This is a genomic window from Massilia sp. UMI-21 (assembly GCA_015277795.1).
Lineage (GTDB): Bacteria > Pseudomonadota > Gammaproteobacteria > Burkholderiales > Burkholderiaceae_D > Telluria.
The window spans coordinates 2,668,558-2,687,432 of the sequence record CP063848.1 but is presented as its reverse complement, the minus strand read 5'-3'; the positions used below and the strand labels follow the sequence as shown (position 1 = coordinate 2,687,432).

General features: G+C 69.8%; 15 protein-coding genes. 13 read left to right on the top strand and 2 right to left on the bottom strand.

The features are described 5' to 3' along the window. The first annotated feature begins 43 nt into the window (after positions 1 to 43). Positions 44 to 2,299, top strand: a complete 2,256-nt coding sequence (locus tag IM543_12005) for an EAL domain-containing protein (GenBank protein QOY92369.1) — start codon at positions 44 to 46, stop codon at positions 2,297 to 2,299. Between the two features lie 78 nt (positions 2,300 to 2,377). On the opposite strand, the gene IM543_12000 is transcribed toward IM543_12005, so the two are convergent. Continuing rightward, positions 2,378 to 2,830, bottom strand: a complete 453-nt coding sequence (locus tag IM543_12000) for a CBS domain-containing protein (protein QOY92368.1) — start codon at positions 2,828 to 2,830, stop codon at positions 2,378 to 2,380. A gap of 266 nt (positions 2,831 to 3,096) precedes the next feature. Between IM543_12000 and IM543_11995 the strand changes: the two genes are divergently transcribed. The 3 genes from IM543_11995 to IM543_11985 are packed head-to-tail and all read left to right on the top strand — an operon-like array spanning position 3,097 to position 5,544. Beyond that, positions 3,097 to 4,407 (top strand): O-acetylhomoserine aminocarboxypropyltransferase, encoded by a 1,311-nt coding sequence (locus IM543_11995; GenBank protein ID QOY92367.1) that lies wholly within the window; start codon positions 3,097 to 3,099, stop codon positions 4,405 to 4,407. Between the two features lies 1 nt (position 4,408). Next, complete coding sequence (locus IM543_11990) at positions 4,409 to 5,242, top strand: alpha/beta hydrolase (GenBank protein QOY92366.1); 834 nt, start codon at positions 4,409 to 4,411, stop codon at positions 5,240 to 5,242. After that, positions 5,239 to 5,544 carry a DUF962 domain-containing protein gene (locus tag IM543_11985; protein ID QOY92365.1) on the top strand — a complete coding sequence of 102 codons (306 nt, stop codon included), beginning with the start codon at positions 5,239 to 5,241 and terminating at the stop codon, positions 5,542 to 5,544. The genes IM543_11990 and IM543_11985 overlap by 4 nt, the downstream gene beginning before the upstream one ends. Before the next feature lie 9 nt (positions 5,545 to 5,553). On the opposite strand, the gene IM543_11980 is transcribed toward IM543_11985, so the two are convergent. After that, a complete protein-coding gene (locus IM543_11980) occupies positions 5,554 to 6,918 on the bottom strand; it encodes a YihY family inner membrane protein (protein ID QOY96648.1) in 1,365 nt (454 codons plus the stop codon). 110 nt (positions 6,919 to 7,028) lie between these two features. On the opposite strand from IM543_11980, the gene wrbA reads away from it, so the two are divergent. From wrbA to IM543_11935, 9 genes are all read left to right on the top strand, one after another. Then, positions 7,029 to 7,637, top strand: a complete 609-nt coding sequence (gene wrbA, locus IM543_11975; protein ID QOY92364.1) for an NAD(P)H:quinone oxidoreductase — start codon at positions 7,029 to 7,031, stop codon at positions 7,635 to 7,637. Next, positions 7,634 to 8,035 carry a DUF2069 domain-containing protein gene (locus IM543_11970; protein QOY92363.1) on the top strand — a complete coding sequence of 134 codons (402 nt, stop codon included), beginning with the start codon at positions 7,634 to 7,636 and terminating at the stop codon, positions 8,033 to 8,035. The genes wrbA and IM543_11970 overlap by 4 nt, the downstream gene beginning before the upstream one ends. Next, complete coding sequence (locus tag IM543_11965; protein QOY92362.1) at positions 8,028 to 9,452, top strand: FAD-binding oxidoreductase; 1,425 nt, start codon at positions 8,028 to 8,030, stop codon at positions 9,450 to 9,452. Before IM543_11970 ends, IM543_11965 begins: the two co-directional genes overlap by 8 nt. A gap of 13 nt (positions 9,453 to 9,465) precedes the next feature. Further along, a complete protein-coding gene (locus IM543_11960; GenBank protein QOY92361.1) occupies positions 9,466 to 9,939 on the top strand; it encodes a DUF4124 domain-containing protein in 474 nt (157 codons plus the stop codon). After that, positions 9,927 to 12,500: an FtsX-like permease family protein gene (locus IM543_11955; protein QOY92360.1), complete on the top strand. Its 2,574-nt coding sequence runs from the start codon at positions 9,927 to 9,929 to the stop codon at positions 12,498 to 12,500. The genes IM543_11960 and IM543_11955 overlap by 13 nt, the downstream gene beginning before the upstream one ends. After that, positions 12,500 to 13,600, top strand: coding sequence for a carotenoid 1,2-hydratase (locus tag IM543_11950; GenBank protein ID QOY92359.1), 1,101 nt, complete (start codon positions 12,500 to 12,502; stop codon positions 13,598 to 13,600). Before IM543_11955 ends, IM543_11950 begins: the two co-directional genes overlap by 1 nt. 38 nt (positions 13,601 to 13,638) lie before the next feature. After that, positions 13,639 to 15,483 (top strand): ATP-binding cassette domain-containing protein, encoded by a 1,845-nt coding sequence (locus IM543_11945; GenBank protein QOY92358.1) that lies wholly within the window; start codon positions 13,639 to 13,641, stop codon positions 15,481 to 15,483. A 134-nt stretch (positions 15,484 to 15,617) separates the two neighbouring features. Continuing rightward, a complete protein-coding gene (locus IM543_11940) occupies positions 15,618 to 17,648 on the top strand; it encodes a Cache 3/Cache 2 fusion domain-containing protein (protein ID QOY92357.1) in 2,031 nt (676 codons plus the stop codon). A 67-nt stretch (positions 17,649 to 17,715) separates the two neighbouring features. Next, on the top strand, positions 17,716 to 18,825 hold the full coding sequence (locus IM543_11935; protein QOY92356.1) for an aminotransferase class I/II-fold pyridoxal phosphate-dependent enzyme: 1,110 nt from the start codon (positions 17,716 to 17,718) through the stop codon (positions 18,823 to 18,825). Positions 18,826 to 18,875 lie beyond the last annotated feature (50 nt).

Here is an 18,875-nt window from a genome sequence, read left to right as displayed (position 1 = left end):
TACTGGACACATCACAAGCCCGGCCAACCTGGAGATGTAGCGCATGTCTGTCCCGATGCCACCGACGGAAACGAGCGACGACCGCGACGACCTCGTCTTCGTCGACGAAGTCGAGGCGTCCGCGTCCGCGGCCTCCCGGGCCGCCTGGCGCATCCTGGTGGTGGATGACGATGCCGACGTGCATTCGACCACCACCTTCGCCCTGAAGAACGTCGAGATGCAGGGCCGTCCGCTCGAATTCCTGCATGCCTACTCGTCGCACGAGGCGCGCGCGCTGCTCGAACGCGAAACCGACATCGCCGTGCTGCTGCTGGACGTGGTGATGGAGCGCCCCGACGCCGGCCTGCAGCTGGTGCGCCAGATTCGCGAGGAGCTGGGCATGATCGAGCTGCGCATCATCCTGCGCACCGGCCAGCCGGGCTATGCGCCGGAACTCGACGCCATCCGCGGCTACGACATCAACGACTACCGCACCAAGTCCGAACTCACCCGCACCAAGCTGTACACCGCGGTGGCCGCGGCGGTGCGCTCCTACCAGCAACTGCGTGCCCTCGACGCCAGCCGCGCCGGCCTCGAACGCATCGTCTCGGCCGGCGCCCAGCTGATGGCCCTGCATGGGGTGCGCGACGTCGCGCAGGGGGTGCTGCAGCAGGCCGCGACCCTGCTCGGCCAGGCGCCGGCCGGCGTGCTGTGCGTGCGCGACAGCGGCCAGGGCAGGCCCGACGTCCTGCACGTGGTCGCCGCCGCGGGCGAGCATGCGGTTCTTGCGGGGGCCGAGTTGAGCCCGCAGCGCCATGCGCCGCTGGCGGCGCTGGCCGGACGCACCCTGGATACGTGCGCGAGCGCGGAGGCCGACGGCTGGCTGTCGCTGCACTTCCCGGGCAAGGCCGGGCGCGACTTCGCCGCCTGCATTCCGTTCGCGCGCAGCGTCGGCGACATCGAGCGCCGCCTGCTCGACGTGTTCGCCAGCGTGGTGGCGGTGGGCCTGGACAATGTGGAACTCGTCACGCACCTGAACCAGGCCGCCTTCCGCGACGGACTGACCGGCCTGCCGAACCGCACCCGCCTGATCGAGCTGCTCGACGCCATGCTCGCCGGCCCCGGACGCAGCGCGGCCACCCTGGCCCTGGTCGATCTCGATCACTTCGCCGAGACCAACGACGCGCTCGGCCACCATTTCGGCGACCTGCTGCTGGCGGCGGTCGGCAAGCGCCTCAAGTCGCGACTCGACCCGCAGCTCGAGGTGGCGCGCATCGGCGGCGACATCTTCTGCGTGCTGGGCGACGCAGCCGCGGTGCAGCCGGCCGCGATCCAGGCATTGTTCCGCGTTCCCTTCCACATCGACGGCCAGGATGTGCAGGTGTCGAGCACGCTCGGCCTGGTGCGACTCGGGGAGCACGACGGCAGCGGCGCGGATGCGCTCAAGGATGCCGACATCGCCCTCAAGCGCGCCAAGTCGCAGCAGCGCGCCGGCCACTTCTATTTCTCGCGCAGCATGGGCGTCGAGATTCGCGAGCGGGTACGCATGATGCACGCCTTGCGCAGCGGCTTCCAGCGTGGCGAACTGTTCCTGGCCTACCAGCCGCAGGTCGACCTGGCCTCGAACCGCGCCTTCGGGGCCGAGGCGCTGCTGCGCTGGCGCACCGAGGACGGCCGCCTGATCGGCCCGGACCGCTTCATTCCGATCGCCGAGTATTCGGGCCTGATCGTCGACATCGGCGAATGGGTGCTGCGCCAGGCGCTGGCCGAGCTGGTGCGCCTGCGCGCCGCCGGGCACCGCGCGTTCACGATGTCGGTGAACGTCTCGCAGGTGCAGTTCCGCCATCCGCAGTTCGTGGACATGCTGCGCCGTGCGCTGGACGCGACCCTCGCGCCGCCCGAATTCGTGGAGCTGGAGATCACCGAGTCGATGGCGATGGAAGACCCGGCGCTGCTGGTCGAGAAGCTGGCCCAGGTCAAGGGCACCGGCGTGTCGATCGCGATCGACGATTTCGGCACCGGCTTTTCTTCGCTGTCGCACCTGCAGCGCCTGCAGGTCGACCGTCTCAAGATCGACCGCACCTTCGTGACCGAGATCACCGGTTCGGCGCGCGGCAGCAGCATCGCGGAAATGGTGATCCAGCTGGGCCGCAACCTGGGCCTGTCGGTGATCGCCGAAGGGGTCGAGGACGAGCGCCAGGCACACATCCTGCGTTCGCTGGGCTGTCCGCTGGCGCAGGGCTTCCTGTTCTCGCGGCCGCTGGCGCCGGAAGCGCTGCTGGAATGGTTGGGGAACCAGGGGCTGACCGAAGCGGCTTGAACCGGGCGGCGTGATCCGCGCGGCGCGATCCAGGCCGAGGGCGGCCGGCTTTGCCGGCTGCGCGCCCCCCCTGCCCGATCAGTCTTCGGCGACCTGCTCGGCCGGCCAGTCGCGGATATACGCTTTCAGCATCCGGTTCTCGAAGCTCTGCGCTTCGAGCACCGCCTTGGCCACGTCGTAGAACGAGATCACGCCCAGCAGGGTGCGGGCATTCATCACCGGCAGGTAGCGTGCATGCTTTTCCAGCATGATGCGGCGCACCTCGTTGACTTCGGTGTCCGGGGTGACCGTGATCGGGCTGTCGTCCATGACCTTGCGCACGGTGCCGTTGCCGAGCGCCCCGCCCTGGGCATGCAGTTCCTTGATCACTTCGCGGAAGGTCAGCATGCCGACCAGGTCGCCGTATTCCATGACGACCAGCGAGCCGATGTCCTTTTCCGCCATGGTCGCAGCCGCCTGTAGCAGGGGCATGTCCGGCGTGACGGTATAGAGGATTTCGCCCTTCACCTGCAGGATCTCGGAGACTTTCATGGTGGCCACCCCGTCCGGTTGGTTTGTGAGTGCAGCAATATTTGTATAACGCATAACGCCGACTGTAGCCGATGCCCGGCAAAAAATCCAGCATTGCCCCCATCCCGTGCGGCGCAATGTTGCGAAAGCATAAATTGAGGCGCTGTCCGCGTTAACGATGGATGAGGCCTGAACTGCTGAGCCCCTCCTTGGTGACAGCGCCCGAATTAATGCTAGGATCGCGGCCATCGCGCCCGCATGGCGCATTTCGTGAAGCAGTCAAGAAGATGAGCGGTCCACACTATCCCGGCTTCGACACACTGGCCCTGCACGCCGGCAGCGCCCCCGACCCGGCCACCGGCGCACGCGCCACGCCGATCCATTTCACCTCCTCGTTCGCGTTCCGCGATTCGGACCATGCGGCGGCGCTGTTCAACATGGAGCGCGCCGGCCACGTCTATTCGCGCATCTCGAATCCGACCAACGCGGTGCTGGAGGAGCGCATCGCCGCGCTGGAAGGCGGGGTGGCGGGCATCGCCACCGCCAGCGGCCAGGCCGCGATGCACCTGGGCCTGGCCACCATCGCCGGCGCGGGCAGCCACATCGTCGCCTCCAGCGCGCTGTACGGCGGCGCCCACAACCTGCTGCACTACACCCTGAGCCGCTTCGGCATCGAGACCACGTTCGTCAACCCGCGCGAGCTCGACGCCTGGCGCGCCGCGATCCGCCCGAACACCAAGCTGCTGTTCGGCGAGACCCTCGGCAACCCGGGCCTGGACGTCCTGGATATCCCGCGCATCGCCGCCCTCGCGCACGAGCACGACCTGCCGCTGATGGTCGACGCCACCTTCACCACACCCTGGCTGCAGCGCCCCTTCGATCTCGGCGCCGACCTGCTGTTCCACTCGGCCACCAAGTTCCTGTGCGGTCACGGCACCGCGATCGGCGGCCTGCTGGTCGACGGCGGCACCTTCGACTGGGACGCCGCGCACGCGCGCAGCGGCCGCTTCCCGGAACTGTGCGAGCCCTACGAGGGCTTCCACGGCATGGTGTTCGCCGAAGAGTCGACCGTGGCCCCGTTCGCGCTGCGCGCGCGCCGCGAAGGCCTGCGCGATTTCGGCGCGGCGATGAGCCCGCACAATGCCTTCGCCATCCTGCAGGGCATCGAGACCCTCGGCCTGCGCATGGAGCGCCATGTCGCCAACACCCGGCGCGTGGTCGACTTCCTGGTGGCGCACCCGGCGGTCGAATCGGTGTCCTATCCCGAACTCGACACGCACCCCGACCACCTGCTCGCGCGCGCACTGCTGCCGAAGGGCTGCGGCGCCGTGTTCACCTTTACCCTGAAGGGCGACCGCGCCGCCGGCCGCCGCTTCGCCGACAGCCTGCAGGTGTTCTCGCACCTGGCCAACGTGGGCGATGCGAAGTCGCTGGTGATCCATCCGGCCTCGACGACGCATTTCCGCGTGCCCGCCGAGCAGCTGGCCGCGTCCGGCATCGGCGAAGGAACGATGCGCCTGTCGGTCGGACTGGAGGATCCGGACGACCTGATCGACGACCTGAAGCGCGGGCTCAAGATTGCCCTGAAAGGAGCCTGAGATGCAGTTCACTATCAACGGCGACAGCGCCTACGCCTACACCGGCGGCAAGCGCGTCGACCCGCGCCTGCCGGCGATCGTGCTGATCCATGGCGCGCAGAACGACCATTCGGTCTGGGCCCTGCAAAGCCGCTACCTGGCGCACCACGGCCACGCCGTGCTGGCGCTCGACCTGCCCGGTCATGGACGCAGCGGCGGCCCGGCCCTGGCCAGCGTGGAAGAGATGGCGGACTGGGTCCTGGCGGTGCTGGCGGCGGCCGGCGTGCGCCATGCCGTCCTGGCCGGCCACAGCATGGGGTCGCTGATCGCGCTCGAGGCCAGCCGGCGCGCCCCCGACACGGTCGCCGGCCTGGCCCTGCTCGGCACCACCTACCCGATGAAGGTGTCGGACGCCCTGCTCGAGACCGCGCGCAGCGACGAACAGGCCGCGATCGACATGGTCAACATCTGGTCGCACTCCTCGATCGCGCACAAGCCCTCCTGCCCCGGCCCGGGCTTTTCGGTGATGGGCGGCGCGCGGCGCCTGATGCAACGGATTTCGGCGCGCAACCCGGCGCAGCTGTTCCACACCGACTTCACCGCCTGCAACAGCTATGCGAACGGCGAAGTGGCCGCGCGCGCGGTGCGCTGCCCCACCCTGTTCGTGCTCGGCAGGCACGACATGATGACGCCGCCCCGTTCGACGAAACTGCTGCAGGGCGCCATCGGGCATGCCGAGATCGTCCACGTCGACGCCGGCCACCAGATGATGGCCGAGGCGCCCGACGCGGTGCTGGACGCCCTTGCCGCCTTCGCCGCATCGATTCCCCATCCGGCCGTCCAGGAGACGCCATGACGACCCGGTTCGCCAGCTTCGCGGAGTTCTATCCCTACTACCTGTCCCAGCACGCCGACCGGCGCTGCCGCCGCGCGCACTTCATCGGCACCTCGTCGGCGATCGCGGCGATCGCCCAGTACATCGACAGCCTGAACGCCTGGTGGCTGCTGTTCGCCCTCGTCAGCGGCTACGGCGGCGCCTGGATCGGGCACTTTTTCTACGAGAAGAACAGGCCGACCTCGTTCTCCCGGCCCTGGTGGTCGTTCCGCGCCGACTGGATCATGTACTGGCAGATGCTGACCGGCAAGCTCAGCTGGTAAGACCGGCTCTCAACGCGGCGCAGTCCCGGGCGCCGCCTCGCGGTCGTGACCCGATTCCATTGCCCGGGTCGACGCAGCGCTGGCGAAATGCTCGGCCAGGGTCTGCCCCAGCCCGCCTTCGACGGCGGCTTCGACCTGCCGCGCCAGCGTCGCGGCGTCGAGCGCGAGCGGGGTGGCCGGCGCCGCCTCGCCGGCCGCGCCGGCATCGAACACGAACAAGCGGTACACGTCGGCCAGTGTGAGCCTGCCGGGATCGGCCAGCAGCACCCAGTTCTCCCCGCTGCCGCGCCCGCCACGGCCCCAACGCGCCCGCGCCGGCAGCTCATCCTGCACCATCCCCGCCCAGCCGGCCGCCACCATTTTCTCGAGCAGCATCGTCATTTCGTCATGGCCGATGCGCGTATGCGCCTGGATCGCCGCCGAGGGGACCAGGGCCGACCCGGTCAGCTGCATGCTGTCATGCAGCACCTTCAGCACCCCCATCGCATCCACGAACGCGCTGCCCGGCGTCGGCTGGTGCTTCCAGCGCTCGTACTTCACCACCGGCAGCGCGGCGGTCAGCACGGCGCCCATCAGCGTGATCAGCCAGGACAGGTAGGTCCAGAGCAGGAACAGCGGCAGCGCGGCCAGGGCCCCGTAGATCATGGAGTAGGTCGGGAACTGGCGGATGTACAGGGCGAAGCCGCGTTTGGCGATCTCGAAGGCGACCGCCGCCGCCATTCCGCCCCACAGCGCGTCGCGCCAGTGGACGCGGCGGTTCGGCACCGCCATGTAGAGCATGGTATAGGCGCCCGTGGTCAGCGCGACCGACACCAGCGTGTAGAACAGCGCGCCGAAGAAGGGCAGCGATTCGGCCAGGCCGCCGGTGGCGCTGAACAGTTCGGTGGTGGCGCTGAGCGACAGGCCGAACAGGATCGGCCCGAGCGTGATCAGGGCCCAGTAGACCAGTACCCGCTGCGCCCAGGGGCGTGGGCGGCGCACGCCCCAGATCTGGTTGAAGGCGCGCTCGATCATGACCATCATGGTGGTGGTGGTCATCAAGAGCACCACGCCGCCCAGTGCCGACAAGCCCTTGGCCTTGCTGGCGAACTGGTTCAGGTTGGCGCTGATCGTATTGGCGATGGCCTTCGGCATCAGGGTCTGCACGAACCAGATGTCGAGCGTCGTGCGCAGCTGGTCGAACACCGGAAAGACGGTCAGGACCGCCAGCACGATGGTCAGCAAGGGCACCACGGCCAGGGTCGTGGTGAAGGTCAGGCTGCCCGCCACCTGCGGCAGCCTGACCTCGCGCAGGCGGCGGCGCGCGAAGCGCAGCAGATCGCCGGCTTCGTCCGGCGTCAGGCCGCGGGCGCGGTCCACGCCGGTAGCCAGCATGTCGCCCGCACTGCGCGACAGGGAATGTACGGTTCTGGAGAGCATGCGAGAGTACGATTCGCCCCATCAAAGGGCATGTCATTTGAGCAAAGCGCCCTATAATACCAACGATGAAGCCGACCCTGACTCTTCTTGTGTTGTACTACTCGCGCCACGGCGCCACCCGCAAACTGGCCGAACTGGTCGCCCAGGGCATCGAGAGCGTGCCCGGGACCGAGGCGCGCCTGCGCACCGTGCCCGCAGTCTCCACCGTCGCCGAGGCCACCGCGCCGGACATTCCGACCGAAGGCGCCCCCTACGTCGAACTGGACGACCTGCGCGAATGCACCGGCCTGGCGCTGGGCTCCCCTACCCGTTTCGGCAACATGGCGGCGAGCGTCAAGTACTTCCTCGACGGCACCGCCGCCGACTGGGTCAACGGCACGCTGTCGGGCAAGCCGGCGGTGGTGTTCACCTCCACCGGCAGCCTGCACGGCGGCCAGGAATCGACCTTGCTGTCGATGATGCTCCCATTATTACACCATGGCATGCTCGTGATGGGCTTGCCCTACTCGCACCCCGAACTCATGAACACCGCCAGCGGCGGCAGCCCCTACGGCGCCTCGCACTGGGCCGGCGCCGACGGCAAGCGCGGCCTCAGCGAGGACGAGCGCGTGCTCGCCGTCGCGCTGGGCAAACGCCTGGCGCTGGCGGCGCTCAAACTGCACGGAATGCAATGATGGATACCGCAAAAGTCTTTCATGCCGGCGCGATCGCGAGCCTGATCTGGCTGATCGGCTGGCTCGTGGCCTGGGAAGTGTTCGTGGCGCCGCTGCACCCGGGCGGCTCGCTGCTCGCGCTCAAGGCCTTGCCACTGCTGCTGCCGCTGCGCGGCGTGATAAAGCGCGACCTGTACACACTGCAATGGTCGTCGATGGTGATCCTGGTCTATTTTGCCGAGGGCGTGGTGCGGGCCTGGGCCGACACGGTCGAAGCCTCGCGCATCATGGCGCTCGGCGAAGTGGTGCTGGTGGTGGTCTACTACGCCTGCGCACTGCTGTTCCTGCATCCGTACAAGAAAGAAGCCAAGCGCCTGGCCAAGGAACTGCTCGACAAGGTCAAAGTGCCGCATGACTGAGCTGCCGTCCTCCGGCGACCTGCTGGCCCGGCTCGGCGCCATCGTCGGGCCGGGCCACCTGGTCACGGACGGCGCCGAGATGGCGCCCTTTCTTACCGACTGGCGCGGCCGCTTCACCGGGCGCGCGCGCGCCGTGGTGCTGCCCGCCGACGCGCCGGAAGTGGCGCGCGTGGTCGAGGCCTGCGCCGCGGCGCGCGTGCCCATCGTGCCGCAGGGCGGCCGCACCGGCCTGGTGCTCGGCAGCGTGCCGGATGCCAGCGGCGCCGCCGTCGTGCTGTCGCTGCGGCGCCTGAACCGCATCCGCCAGATCGATCCCGCCAACCGCACCATGACCGTCGACGCCGGCTGCATCCTGGCCGACGTCCAGCAGGCGGCCCTGGAAGCCGGCATGCTGTTCCCGCTCGCGCTGGCCAGCGAGGGCAGTTGCACCATTGGCGGCAATCTCGCCAGCAATGCCGGCGGCACCGCCGTGCTGCGCTACGGAAACGCACGCGAGCTTTGCCTGGGCCTGGAAGTGGTGACCGCCCAGGGCAAGCTGTGGGACGGCTTGCGCGGGCTGCGCAAGGACAACACGGGCTACGCCCTGCGCGAGCTGTTCATCGGCGCCGAAGGCACGCTCGGGGTCATCACCGCCGCCGTGCTCCAGCTCTACCCGCAGCCCAGGGCGGTCCTGACCGCGCTGGCGGCGCTGGACTCGCCGCAGGGCGCGCTGGCGCTGCTGGGGCTGATGCAGGAGCGCTGCGGCGCGGCCCTCACCGGCTTCGAGCTGATGTCCGACTTCTGCCTGCGCCTGGTCAACAGCCACTTTCCCGAGGTGCCGCGCCCGTTTGCCGCGCGCTACCCCCAGTATGCGCTGATCGAAGTGTCGAGCAATGAATCCGAAGACCATGCCGCCGACCTGGTCGAGTCCGCCATTGGCGCGGCGCTGGACGCCGGCATCGCGCTCGACGCCGTGCTGGCCAGCTCCGCAAGCCAGTCGATCGGCCTGTGGAAATTGCGCGAGCACATTCCGCTGGCGCAGGCCGCGGCCGGCAAGAACATCAAGCACGACATCTCGCTGCCGGTTTCGCACATTCCCGAATTCATCGAGCGCACCGATGCGGCGCTGCAGGCGGCTTTCCCCGGCTGCCAGGTCGTGTGCTTCGGGCATCTGGGCGATGGCAATTTGCACTACAACATCGCGCCACCGGAGAGCATTGCGCACGACAGTTTCCTGGCGCACCAGGACGCGGTGAACCGCATCGTGCACGACAGCGTCGCCTCCCTGCGCGGCTCGATCTCGGCCGAACACGGCATCGGCGCCCTCAAGCGCGACGAACTGGCGCGCTACAAGGACGCCGTCGAACTGGACATGATGCGTGCCCTCAAGGCCGCGCTGGACCCGCTCGGCATTATGAACCCTGGCAAAATTCTATGAACAGGGAGACAACATGCTGAAACAGATTTCCGTGATCCTGCTCTGCCTCGCGGGCCTTGGCCCCCTTGCCTGCCGGAGCGCAGCGGCGCAGACGGTCTACAAGTGCACCGAGGACGGCAAGATCAGCTACCACGACCGGCCCTGCGGCCCGCACGCGATACCGCTGGCGGTGCAGCCGCGCGACGTGGCCCCGGCCGAGGCGGTGGCGCGCCTGGAGCGCGAACGCGCGCTGCTGCAGGAAATCGAAGACGCGCGCACCGACCAGGACCGGCGCGACGCACGCCAGGCGCGCGAGAACGAACGTGCGCAGCGCGCCGCCGCCGCCCGGCAGCGCCGCTGCGACAAGCTGCGCCTGCAGCAGAAGTGGCTCGACGAAGACGCCGCGCGCGCAGGACGCGGTGGTGGCGACGCTGGCGACGGCGGCGCGCGGGCACGTACCAAGGCGAGGCGCCAGGCCGAGGTGCTGGCGGTGGAATGCCCGGCCTGAAGCCCGACTCCCCTGCGCGCTTCCCCACGCTGGCCCGCTGGCTGCTGTTCGGCGAGTGGCGCGCCCATCCGGTGCGCGCGCTGCTGGCGATCGCCGCCATCGCGGTCGGCGTCGCCATGGGCTTCGCCATCCACCTGATCAATGCCGCCGCCTTCAACGAATTCTCGGCGGCCGTCAAGAGCCTGTCGGGCCAGGCCGACCTGCAGGTCGCCGGACGCGAGCCCCTGTTCGACGAATCCGTTTACGGTCGCCTGGCGGCGCTGCCAGAGGTGGCGGTGGCGGCGCCGGTGCTGGAACTCTCGGCCGGCCTGGCGGACGACCGGGGCGCGCTGCGCATCGTCGGCATCGACGCCTTCCGCGCCGGCTTCATCTCGCCCGACCTGACCGGCGCGCCGCAAGAAGGCCGCCTGATGGACGTGCTGGCCGACGACGCGATCTTCCTGTCGCCGGCCGCGCAAAGCTGGCTCGGCAAGCGTGCGGGCGACAGCGTGGCGCTGCGCGCCGGCACCGGCGAGCTGCTGCTGCGCGTGGCCGGCCCGGTCCAGCGCGCCCGGGCCGGCCAGCGCATCGCCGTGATGGACATCGGCGCCATGCAGTGGCGCTTCCGGCAACTGGGGCGCCTCTCGCGCGTCGACCTGAAGCTGCGCGACGGCGTCGACCGCGCGGCCTTCCGGCGCTCGCTGACGGCGGACCTGGAGCGCGCCTTCCCGGGCCGCTTCACGGTGCGCCAGCCGGACGACGGCGACCAGGAACAACGCAACGCCAACCTGAGCCGGGCCTACCGCGTCAACCTGACCGTGCTGGCCCTGGTGGCCCTGTTCACCGGCGCCTTCCTGGTGTTCTCGACCCAGGCCTTGTCCGTGATGCGACGGCGCAGCCAGTTCGCGCTGCTGCGCGTGCTCGGGCTGGAGCGCGGCCACCTGCTGCGCCAGGTGCTGCTCGAGGGCGCCAGCCTGGGCCTGGCGGGCTCGCTGCTCGGGATCGTGGGCGGCTATGCGCTGGCCGCGCTGGCGCTGCGCTACTTCGGCGGCGACCTCGGCGCCGGCTACTTCCCGGGCATCCGCCCGCAGGTCCAGTTCACGCCGCTGGCCGCCGGCGTGTTCTTCGTGCTCGGCCTGGGGGTGGCGCTGCTCGGCTGCCTGGTCCCGGCCCTGGAGGCGGCGCGCGCGCGCCCGGCGGTGGCGATCAAGTCCGGCGCCGACGAAGCCGCGCTGGCGCGCCTGGCGCGAATATGGCCCTCGCTATCGTGCCTGGCGCTGGCGGGCATGCTGGCCTTCGCCCCGCCGCTATTCGAGCTGCCGCTGCTCGGCTACTGCTCGATCGCGCTGCTCCTGATCGGCGGCATCGGCCTGATGCCGCGCCTGGCGGCGGAATCGTTCCGGCGCATGGAGCGCGCGCTGCTGCGCCGGCGCCGGGTCCATCCCGTGCTCACGCTGGCCCTGGCGCGGCTGGCCAATGCGCCGGGCCAGGCCTCGATCGCGCTGGGCGGCGTGCTGGCCAGCTTCAGCCTGATGGTCGCGATGGGCATCATGGTGGCCAGCTTCCGGGTGTCGGTGGACGACTGGATGGGCCACATCCTGCCGGCCGACCTGTACGTCCGGACCACAAGCGGCGGCAACACCGGATTCCTCACTCCCGAGCAGCAGACCGCACTGCGCGCGCTGCCGGGCGTGGCCCAGGCCCACTTCCTGCGCACGCGCCCGGTATCGCTCCTGCCATCGCGCCCGAACGTGGTCGTGATCGCGCGCGATATCGACCCGCGCGACCCGGGCCGCTTGCTCTACCTGGTCGGCGACAGTGCGCCGGTCCCGTCCGGCGCCCGCCCCGCCTGGGTCTCGGAAGCACTGCTCGACCTGTATGGCGCGCGGGTCGGCGCCACGATCACGCTGCCGCTGGGCGGCGCCCGGACGCCCTTCTTCGTCGCCGGCGTGTGGCGCGACTACGCCAACCAGGCCGGTTCGGTCGTGATCCGCCTGCAGGACTACCGCGCCATCACCGGCGAGGCCGAGGTCACCGATGCCGCCCTGTTCGCGGCCCGCGGCAGCAGTGCGCAGCAGCTCGAGCAAGCCGTGCGCGCCCTTCCCTTCGGCAAGGCACTGCGGACCATGTCGGCCGGCGAGATCCGCGCCATGAGCCTGAAGATCTTCGACCGCAGCTTCGCGGTCACCTATCTGCTGGAGGCGATCGCCATCGCGATCGGCCTGTCGGGCGTGGCCGCCAGCTTTTCGGCGCAGACGCTGGCGCGCGCCAGGGAATTCGGCATGCTGCGCCACGTCGGCGTCACGCGCGGCCAGGTGCTGGGCATCCTCGCCTTCGAAGGCGGCTTGCTTACCCTGCTCGGCGTGGCCTGCGGCTTCGCGCTGGGGCTGGTCATCAGCCTGATCCTGGTTTATGTTGTGAATCCCCAGTCCTTCCACTGGACGATGCAACTGCATCTGCCCTGGACGCTGCTGGGGAGCGTCGCTTGCGTGCTGGTCGCCGCTTCGGTGGCGACCGCGCTGGTGTCGGGACGCTATGCGCTATCGGGTGGTCCGGTACGCGCGGTCAGGGAGGATTGGTAATGCGCGCTGCGCGATCGTGTCTGTGTTTGCTGTTCTTGCTGTCGTTGCTGTTGTGCCGGTCGGTCCATGCCGAACCGCCCGAGTTCGCCCCGGTGGTGCCCGGCACGACGCTGTCGTTCCCACGCGATTTCGGCGCCCATCCGGAGTTTCGCACCGAGTGGTGGTACGTCACCGGCTGGGTCGAGACGCCGGACGGCAAGCCGCTCGGCTTCCAGGTGACGTTTTTCCGCAGTCGCACCGAGCACGACCCGCGCAACCCGAGCGCCTTTGCGCCGCGCCAGCTGGTGATCGGCCACGCCGCCCTGTCCGACCCGGCGCTCGGACGCCTGGTGCACGACCAGCGCAGCGCGCGCGAAGGCTTCGGCCTGGCCTGGGCCCGCACCGGCAACACCGACCTGAAGCTGGACGACTGGCGCATGGTGCGCGAGGCCGCGGGCAAGGACGAAGGCAGCTACCGCGTGACGATCCGCTCGAGCGAACTGACGCTGGAACTGCGCCTGCAGCCAACCCAGGCGGTGCTGGTGCAGGGCGAAGGCGGCTATTCGCGCAAGGGCGGCAGCCCGCAGCATGCCAGCCACTATTACAGCGAACCGCAGCTCAAGGTGAGCGGCAAGGTGGGCCGCGCCGGCAGCACCCCGGTCGCCGTCACCGGCAGCGCCTGGCTCGATCACGAATGGTCGAGCGAAGCGCTGGAGCCGGACGCCACGGGCTGGGACTGGATCGGCGTGAACCTCGACGACGGCGGCGCGCTGATGGCTTTCCAGGTCCGCAGCAAGCAAGGTGGTAAACTATGGGCGCACGCGACCTTGCGCGACGCGGCGGGCAAGGTGACCCGCTACCCGCCCGACCAGGTCGGTTTCACGCCCACCGCGCGCTGGCGGTCGCCGCGCACCGGCGCCGAATATCCGGTGGCGACGACCGTCACCACGGGTGCGCAGCGCTGGCAGCTGACGCCGCTGCAGCAAGACCAGGAACTCGACTCGCGGCGCTCGACCGGCGCGGTGTACTGGGAAGGCGCGGTGACGGTCAGCCGCGCCGGCAAGCGGCTGGGCCGCGGCTACCTGGAAATGACCGGCTACGTGCGCCCGATGAAGCTTTGAATACCCAAGAAACAGCAATAAGAACCCCAACCGAGACGATGACCTCCCGCTCCACCGGCACCCCCGACACCGCCCCTACCGCAGACACCAAGCCATCCCGCCAAGGCAGCCTGGCGGCCCTGAAGGGCTTGCTCCCCTTCCTGCGGCCCTACCGCCGCCAGTTCGTCTTCGCCGGCATCGCCCTGCTGTTCGCAGCCGGCGCGACCCTGGCGATCCCGGCGGCCTTCAAGCAGATGATCGACCACGGTTTCGGGGGCGGCGCCGGCAGCCAGAGCATCCAGAACGTGAACGCCACCTTCCTGGCCCTGTTCGGCGTGGCCGCGGTGCTGGCCGTGGCCACCGCGGCGCGCTTCTTCATGGTGTCCTGGCTGGGCGAGCGCGTCACCGCCGACATCCGCGCCGCGGTCTATCGCCACGTGGTGCACCAGAGTCCCGAGTTCTTCGAGACCACCCGCACCGGCGAAGTACTGTCGCGCCTGACCACCGACACCACCCTGATCCAGAGCGTGGTGGGCACCAGCATCTCGCTGGCCCTGCGCAATACCCTGCTGTTCGCCGGCGGCCTGGTGATGCTGTTCGTGACCAGCCCCAAGCTCACCGCCATCATCCTCGGCCTGCTGGTGCTGGTGGTGCTGCCGATCGTGATGTTCGGGCGGCGCGTGCGCCAGCTCTCGCGCGACTCGCAGGACCGCATCGCCGACGCCTCGGCGCTGGCCGGCGAAATCCTCAACGCCATGCCCACCGTGCAGGCCTTCACCCACGAAGGAATCGAAGCCGGCCGCTTCCAGCACTCGGTCGACGGCGCCTTCCAGACCGCGATCCGGCGCATCCGGGCGCGCGCCACCCTGACCATGCTGGCCATCGTGCTGGTGTTCGGCGCCATCGTATTCGTGCTCTGGCTCGGCGCCCATGCGGTGCTTCGCGGGACCATGAGCGGCGGCGACCTCGGACAATTCATCCTGTACGCGGCGATCGTGGCCGGTTCGATCGGCGCGCTGTCGGAAGTGATGGGCGAAGCCCAGCGCGCCGCCGGCGCCACCGAACGCCTGCTGGAACTGCTGGCGGCCCGCTCCGACATCCAGGACCCGGCGCGTCCGCAGCCGCTCCCGCCACGCACCGGCAACGGCGCCCGCGTCAGCCTGCAGGACGTCAGCTTCAGCTACCCTTCGCGGCTCGATAGCGCGGCGCTGGCGCACCTCAAGCTCGACATCGCGGCCGGCGAAACCGTGGCCCTGGTCGGCCCCTCCGGCGCCGGCAAGACCACCCTGTTCCAGCTGCTGCTGCGCTTCTACGACCCGCAGGCCGGCAGCATCCGCCTGGAGGGCATCGACATCCGCGACCTGGCCCTGCACACGCTGCGCGACGCGATCGGCATCGTGCCCCAGGACACCATCATCTTCTCGAGCAGCGCGCTGGAGAACATCCGCTATGGCCGCCCCGAGGCCAGCGACGACGAAGTGATTGCGGCCGCGAAGATGGCCGCCGCCCACGAGTTCATCGAGCGCCTGCCGCAGGGCTACGGCTCGTTCCTGGGCGAGCGCGGCGTGCGCCTGTCGGGCGGCCAGCGCCAGCGCATCGCGATCGCCCGCGCCCTGCTCAAGAACCCGCCCCTGCTGCTGCTCGACGAAGCCACCAGCGCGCTGGACGCCGAGTCGGAGCGCCTGGTGCAGCGCGCGCTGGAGGCGGCGCTGGTGGGGCGCACCACCATCATCATCGCCCACCGCCTGGCCACCGTGCAGCGCGCCGACCGCATCGTCGTGCTGGACGATGGACGCGTGGCGGAGTCCGGCACGCACGCCTCGCTGGTGGCGCAGGGCGGCGTCTACGCCAAGCTGGCGGCCTTGCAGTTCCAGGCGCCGGTGCCGCTCGAGCAGCTATCCTGACCGGACCCATGCCGCGCGCGGCACGGCCTTGGTGTTGTGGCAACGCATCAAATTCGACAAATTTTTGACAACAGTTGTTGCCACAATGAAATAGTGAACGGTATGATCGGCTCCCCTCGACCCGTCACTATTTCATGAACAATAACAATCGCAAGGCCGCCGGCTGGACCCTCGGCACCCGCATCAGCGCCATCACCTTCGCCCTGATGGGCGCCACGATTGCCGCCCTGCTGGTGGTGATCACGATGGCGATTTCCTCGATGCTCGAAGAACGCGCCGCCCAGAGCGTGTCCAAGGAGCTGCGCAGCGTCGCCAACACGGTCGAGATGTACAACCGGGGTGCGAGCGCGCAGGCCCTCGGTTTCGGCAAAATCCTCAAGTCGGCGCTGAGCGGCAGCCTGGCGCTGGACCCGGCCGCGCCGGTCGAGATCGACGGCAAGGCCACGCCCGCTCTCCTGCTCGACGGCAGGCTGCTGAACCTCGATGCGGACGTGCCCGACCGCTTCAGCGCGCAGACCGGCGGGCTCGCCACCATTTTCGTCGCCGACGGCGACGATTTCACGAGCGTGAGCAGTTCGGTGAAGAAGGAGGGCGGCGCACGCGCCGTCGGCGCCGCCCTCGACCGCGCCAGCCCGGCCTACGCCGCCCTGCGCGCCGGGCGCGACTGGACCGGCCCGGCCTCCCTGTCCGGCAGGCAGACCATCGCCCATTACCAACTGCTGTCCGACGGCGCCGGCAAGGTGGTGGGGGCGCTGCAGGCGGCGGTCGACATCGGCGCCGACCTGGCCGTGCTGAAGGACCGCATCCGCGCCATGAGCGTGGGCGACACCGGCTACTTCTACGTGCTCGACGCAACGCCCGGCAAGGCGGCGGGCACGCTGATCGTGCACCCGGCCAAGGAGGGCAGCAACATCGCCGAGAGCAAGGACGCCGGCGGCCGCTTCTTCATCAAGGAGATCCTCGCGAAAAAGGACGGCAGCATCCGCTACGACTGGCAGAACCCGGGCGAAGCCGCGCCGCGCGAGAAGTTCGTGGTCTATACCCACATCGCGGACTGGAACTGGATCGTCGCCGGCGGCACCTACCTGGACGAGATCACGGCGGCTGCAAGCAGCCTGCGCAACCGCTTCATCGGCTTCGGCCTGCTGGCGCTGGGCGTGCTGGCCGGCGTGCTGTACGCAACCATGCGCGTCAAGGTCTCGCGTCCGCTGGCCGAAGTACGCGACGTGGCCCGGCGGATCGCCGAGGGCGACCTGAGCGCGAAGGTGGCGAGCACCCGCCGCGACGAGATCGGCCTGCTGAACGAGGCCATCAATACCATCGGCGCCGGCCTGTCCGCGGTGGTGGGCAAGGTGCGCGAAGGCGCCGAGCAGATCGCCAACGCCTCGCAGGAAATTTCGGCCGGCAACCTCGACCTGTGCCAGCGTACCGAGGAACAGGCCGCCAGCCTGGCCGGCACGGCCTCCATGATGGACCAGCTCACCGCCACCGTGCGCCGGAATGCCGACCATGCGCGCCAGGCCAACCAGCTCGCGCTCGGCGCCTCGACCGTCGCCGAGAAGAGCGGCGCCACCGTGGCCCAGGTGATCGAGCGCATGGACGCCATCACCCAGTCCTCGCGCAAGATCTCCGACATCACCGGCGTCATCGACGGCATCGCCTTCCAGACCAATATCCTGGCGCTGAACGCGGCCGTCGAAGCGGCGCGCGCCGGCGAACAGGGGCGCGGCTTCGCCGTCGTCGCCAGCGAGGTGCGCGGCCTGGCCCAGCGCTGCGCTGCGGCGGCCAGGGAAATCAAGGTCCTGATCGCCACCTCCAACGACGAGGTGGACGCCGGCAGCAAGCTGGTGGCCGAAGCGGGCCTGACCATGAACGAGGTGCTCTCCAGCGTGGCGCGCGTGACCGATATCATGTCCGACATCACCGCCGCCAGCCAGGAGCAGAGCAGCGGCATCGAGCACGTCAACCGCTCGGTCGGCGAGATGGACGAGGCGACCCAGCAGAACGCCGCCCTGGTCGAGCAGGCCAGCGCCGCCGCGCAGGCGATGCAGGACCAGGCCGCCGCGCTGGCGCGTGCCGTGCGCCTGTTCCGACTGGCCGATGCCGGCACCGCGATCGCGGCGCCGCAGGCGCCGGCGAGCCGCCTGGCGCTGGGCGCGCCCTGATGCTCGGGGCCTGGCTCGCACGGCAGGGGGTTTGGTGTACAGTGGCGGGCTTGCACGGGAGCCCCACTTGAACGACACCGCCTTGCAGCGCAGCTGCCACACCGTATTTCCCGGCCACCGCGCCCGGCCGCCGGCCGAACTGTTTGCCGCCATGGCGGCATGGTGCGAGGCGCGCGGCGTCGAGCACGACGTCTACTGCAGCGGCGCCCTGCTGCAGGAATTCGAGGCCAAGGTCGCGCGCCTGCTGGGCATGGAGGCCGCGGTGTTCTGCATCAGCGGCACCATGGCCCAGGTCACGGCCCTGCGCCTGGCCTGCCAGGACCGCGCACGCGACCTGGTCGCCCTGCATCCGACCTCGCACATCTTCGTGCACGAGCGCTCCAATTACCAGTTGCTGGGCCACTTCAAGGCGCTCCGGGCGGGCGACCCCTACCGTCCGTGGAGCGTGGCCGACCTGGCCGCGATTCCCGACCGCCTGGGCGCGGTGGGCCTGGAGCTGCCGCTGCGCGAGATCGGCGGCCAGCTGTCGCCCTGGGACGAGCTGGAAGCGATCAAGGCCCACTGCCGGGCGCGCGGCGCCCACCTGCACATGGACGGTGCGCGCCTGTGGGAAGCCGCCACCGGCTACGGCAAGCCGCTGCACGAGGTGGCGGCCGGCTTCGATTCGGTCTACGTCTCGCTCTACAAGGGCATCGGCGGCCTGGGCGGCGCCATGCTGGCCGGCACGCGCGAATTCGTGGACCGCGCGGCCGAGTGGTTCCGGCGCGAAGGCGGCAACGTGATCCACCGCTCGCCCTACGCGGTCGCGGCCGCGATGCAGTTCGACGCGCGCCTTGCGGCGATGCCGGACTACCTGCGCCGTACCCGGTTCCTGTACCAGGCGCTGGCCGCGCATCCGATCATCCGCGTCAACCCGGGCGCGCCGCAGGCCAATATGCTGCACCTGCACCTGCCGGTGACGCCGGAACGCGCGCTGGCGATCCGCCGCGCGCTGGCCGAGCAGCACGGCATCTGGATCTTCAACCGCATCGCCAGTGCCGCCCTCCCCGGCACCAGTTACTTCGAGCTGTACGTGGGAGACAACCTGGTGCGTGCGACGGACAAGCAGGTGCACGCGGCGCTCGCGCTGTTCGCGCGGGCCCTGGCCGCGCCGGGCGACCAGGGCCTGTCCGACTAATTTCCGCTCGCGACAAGGACATGCTCGTCATGGCCCGGTCGGCATCCCGT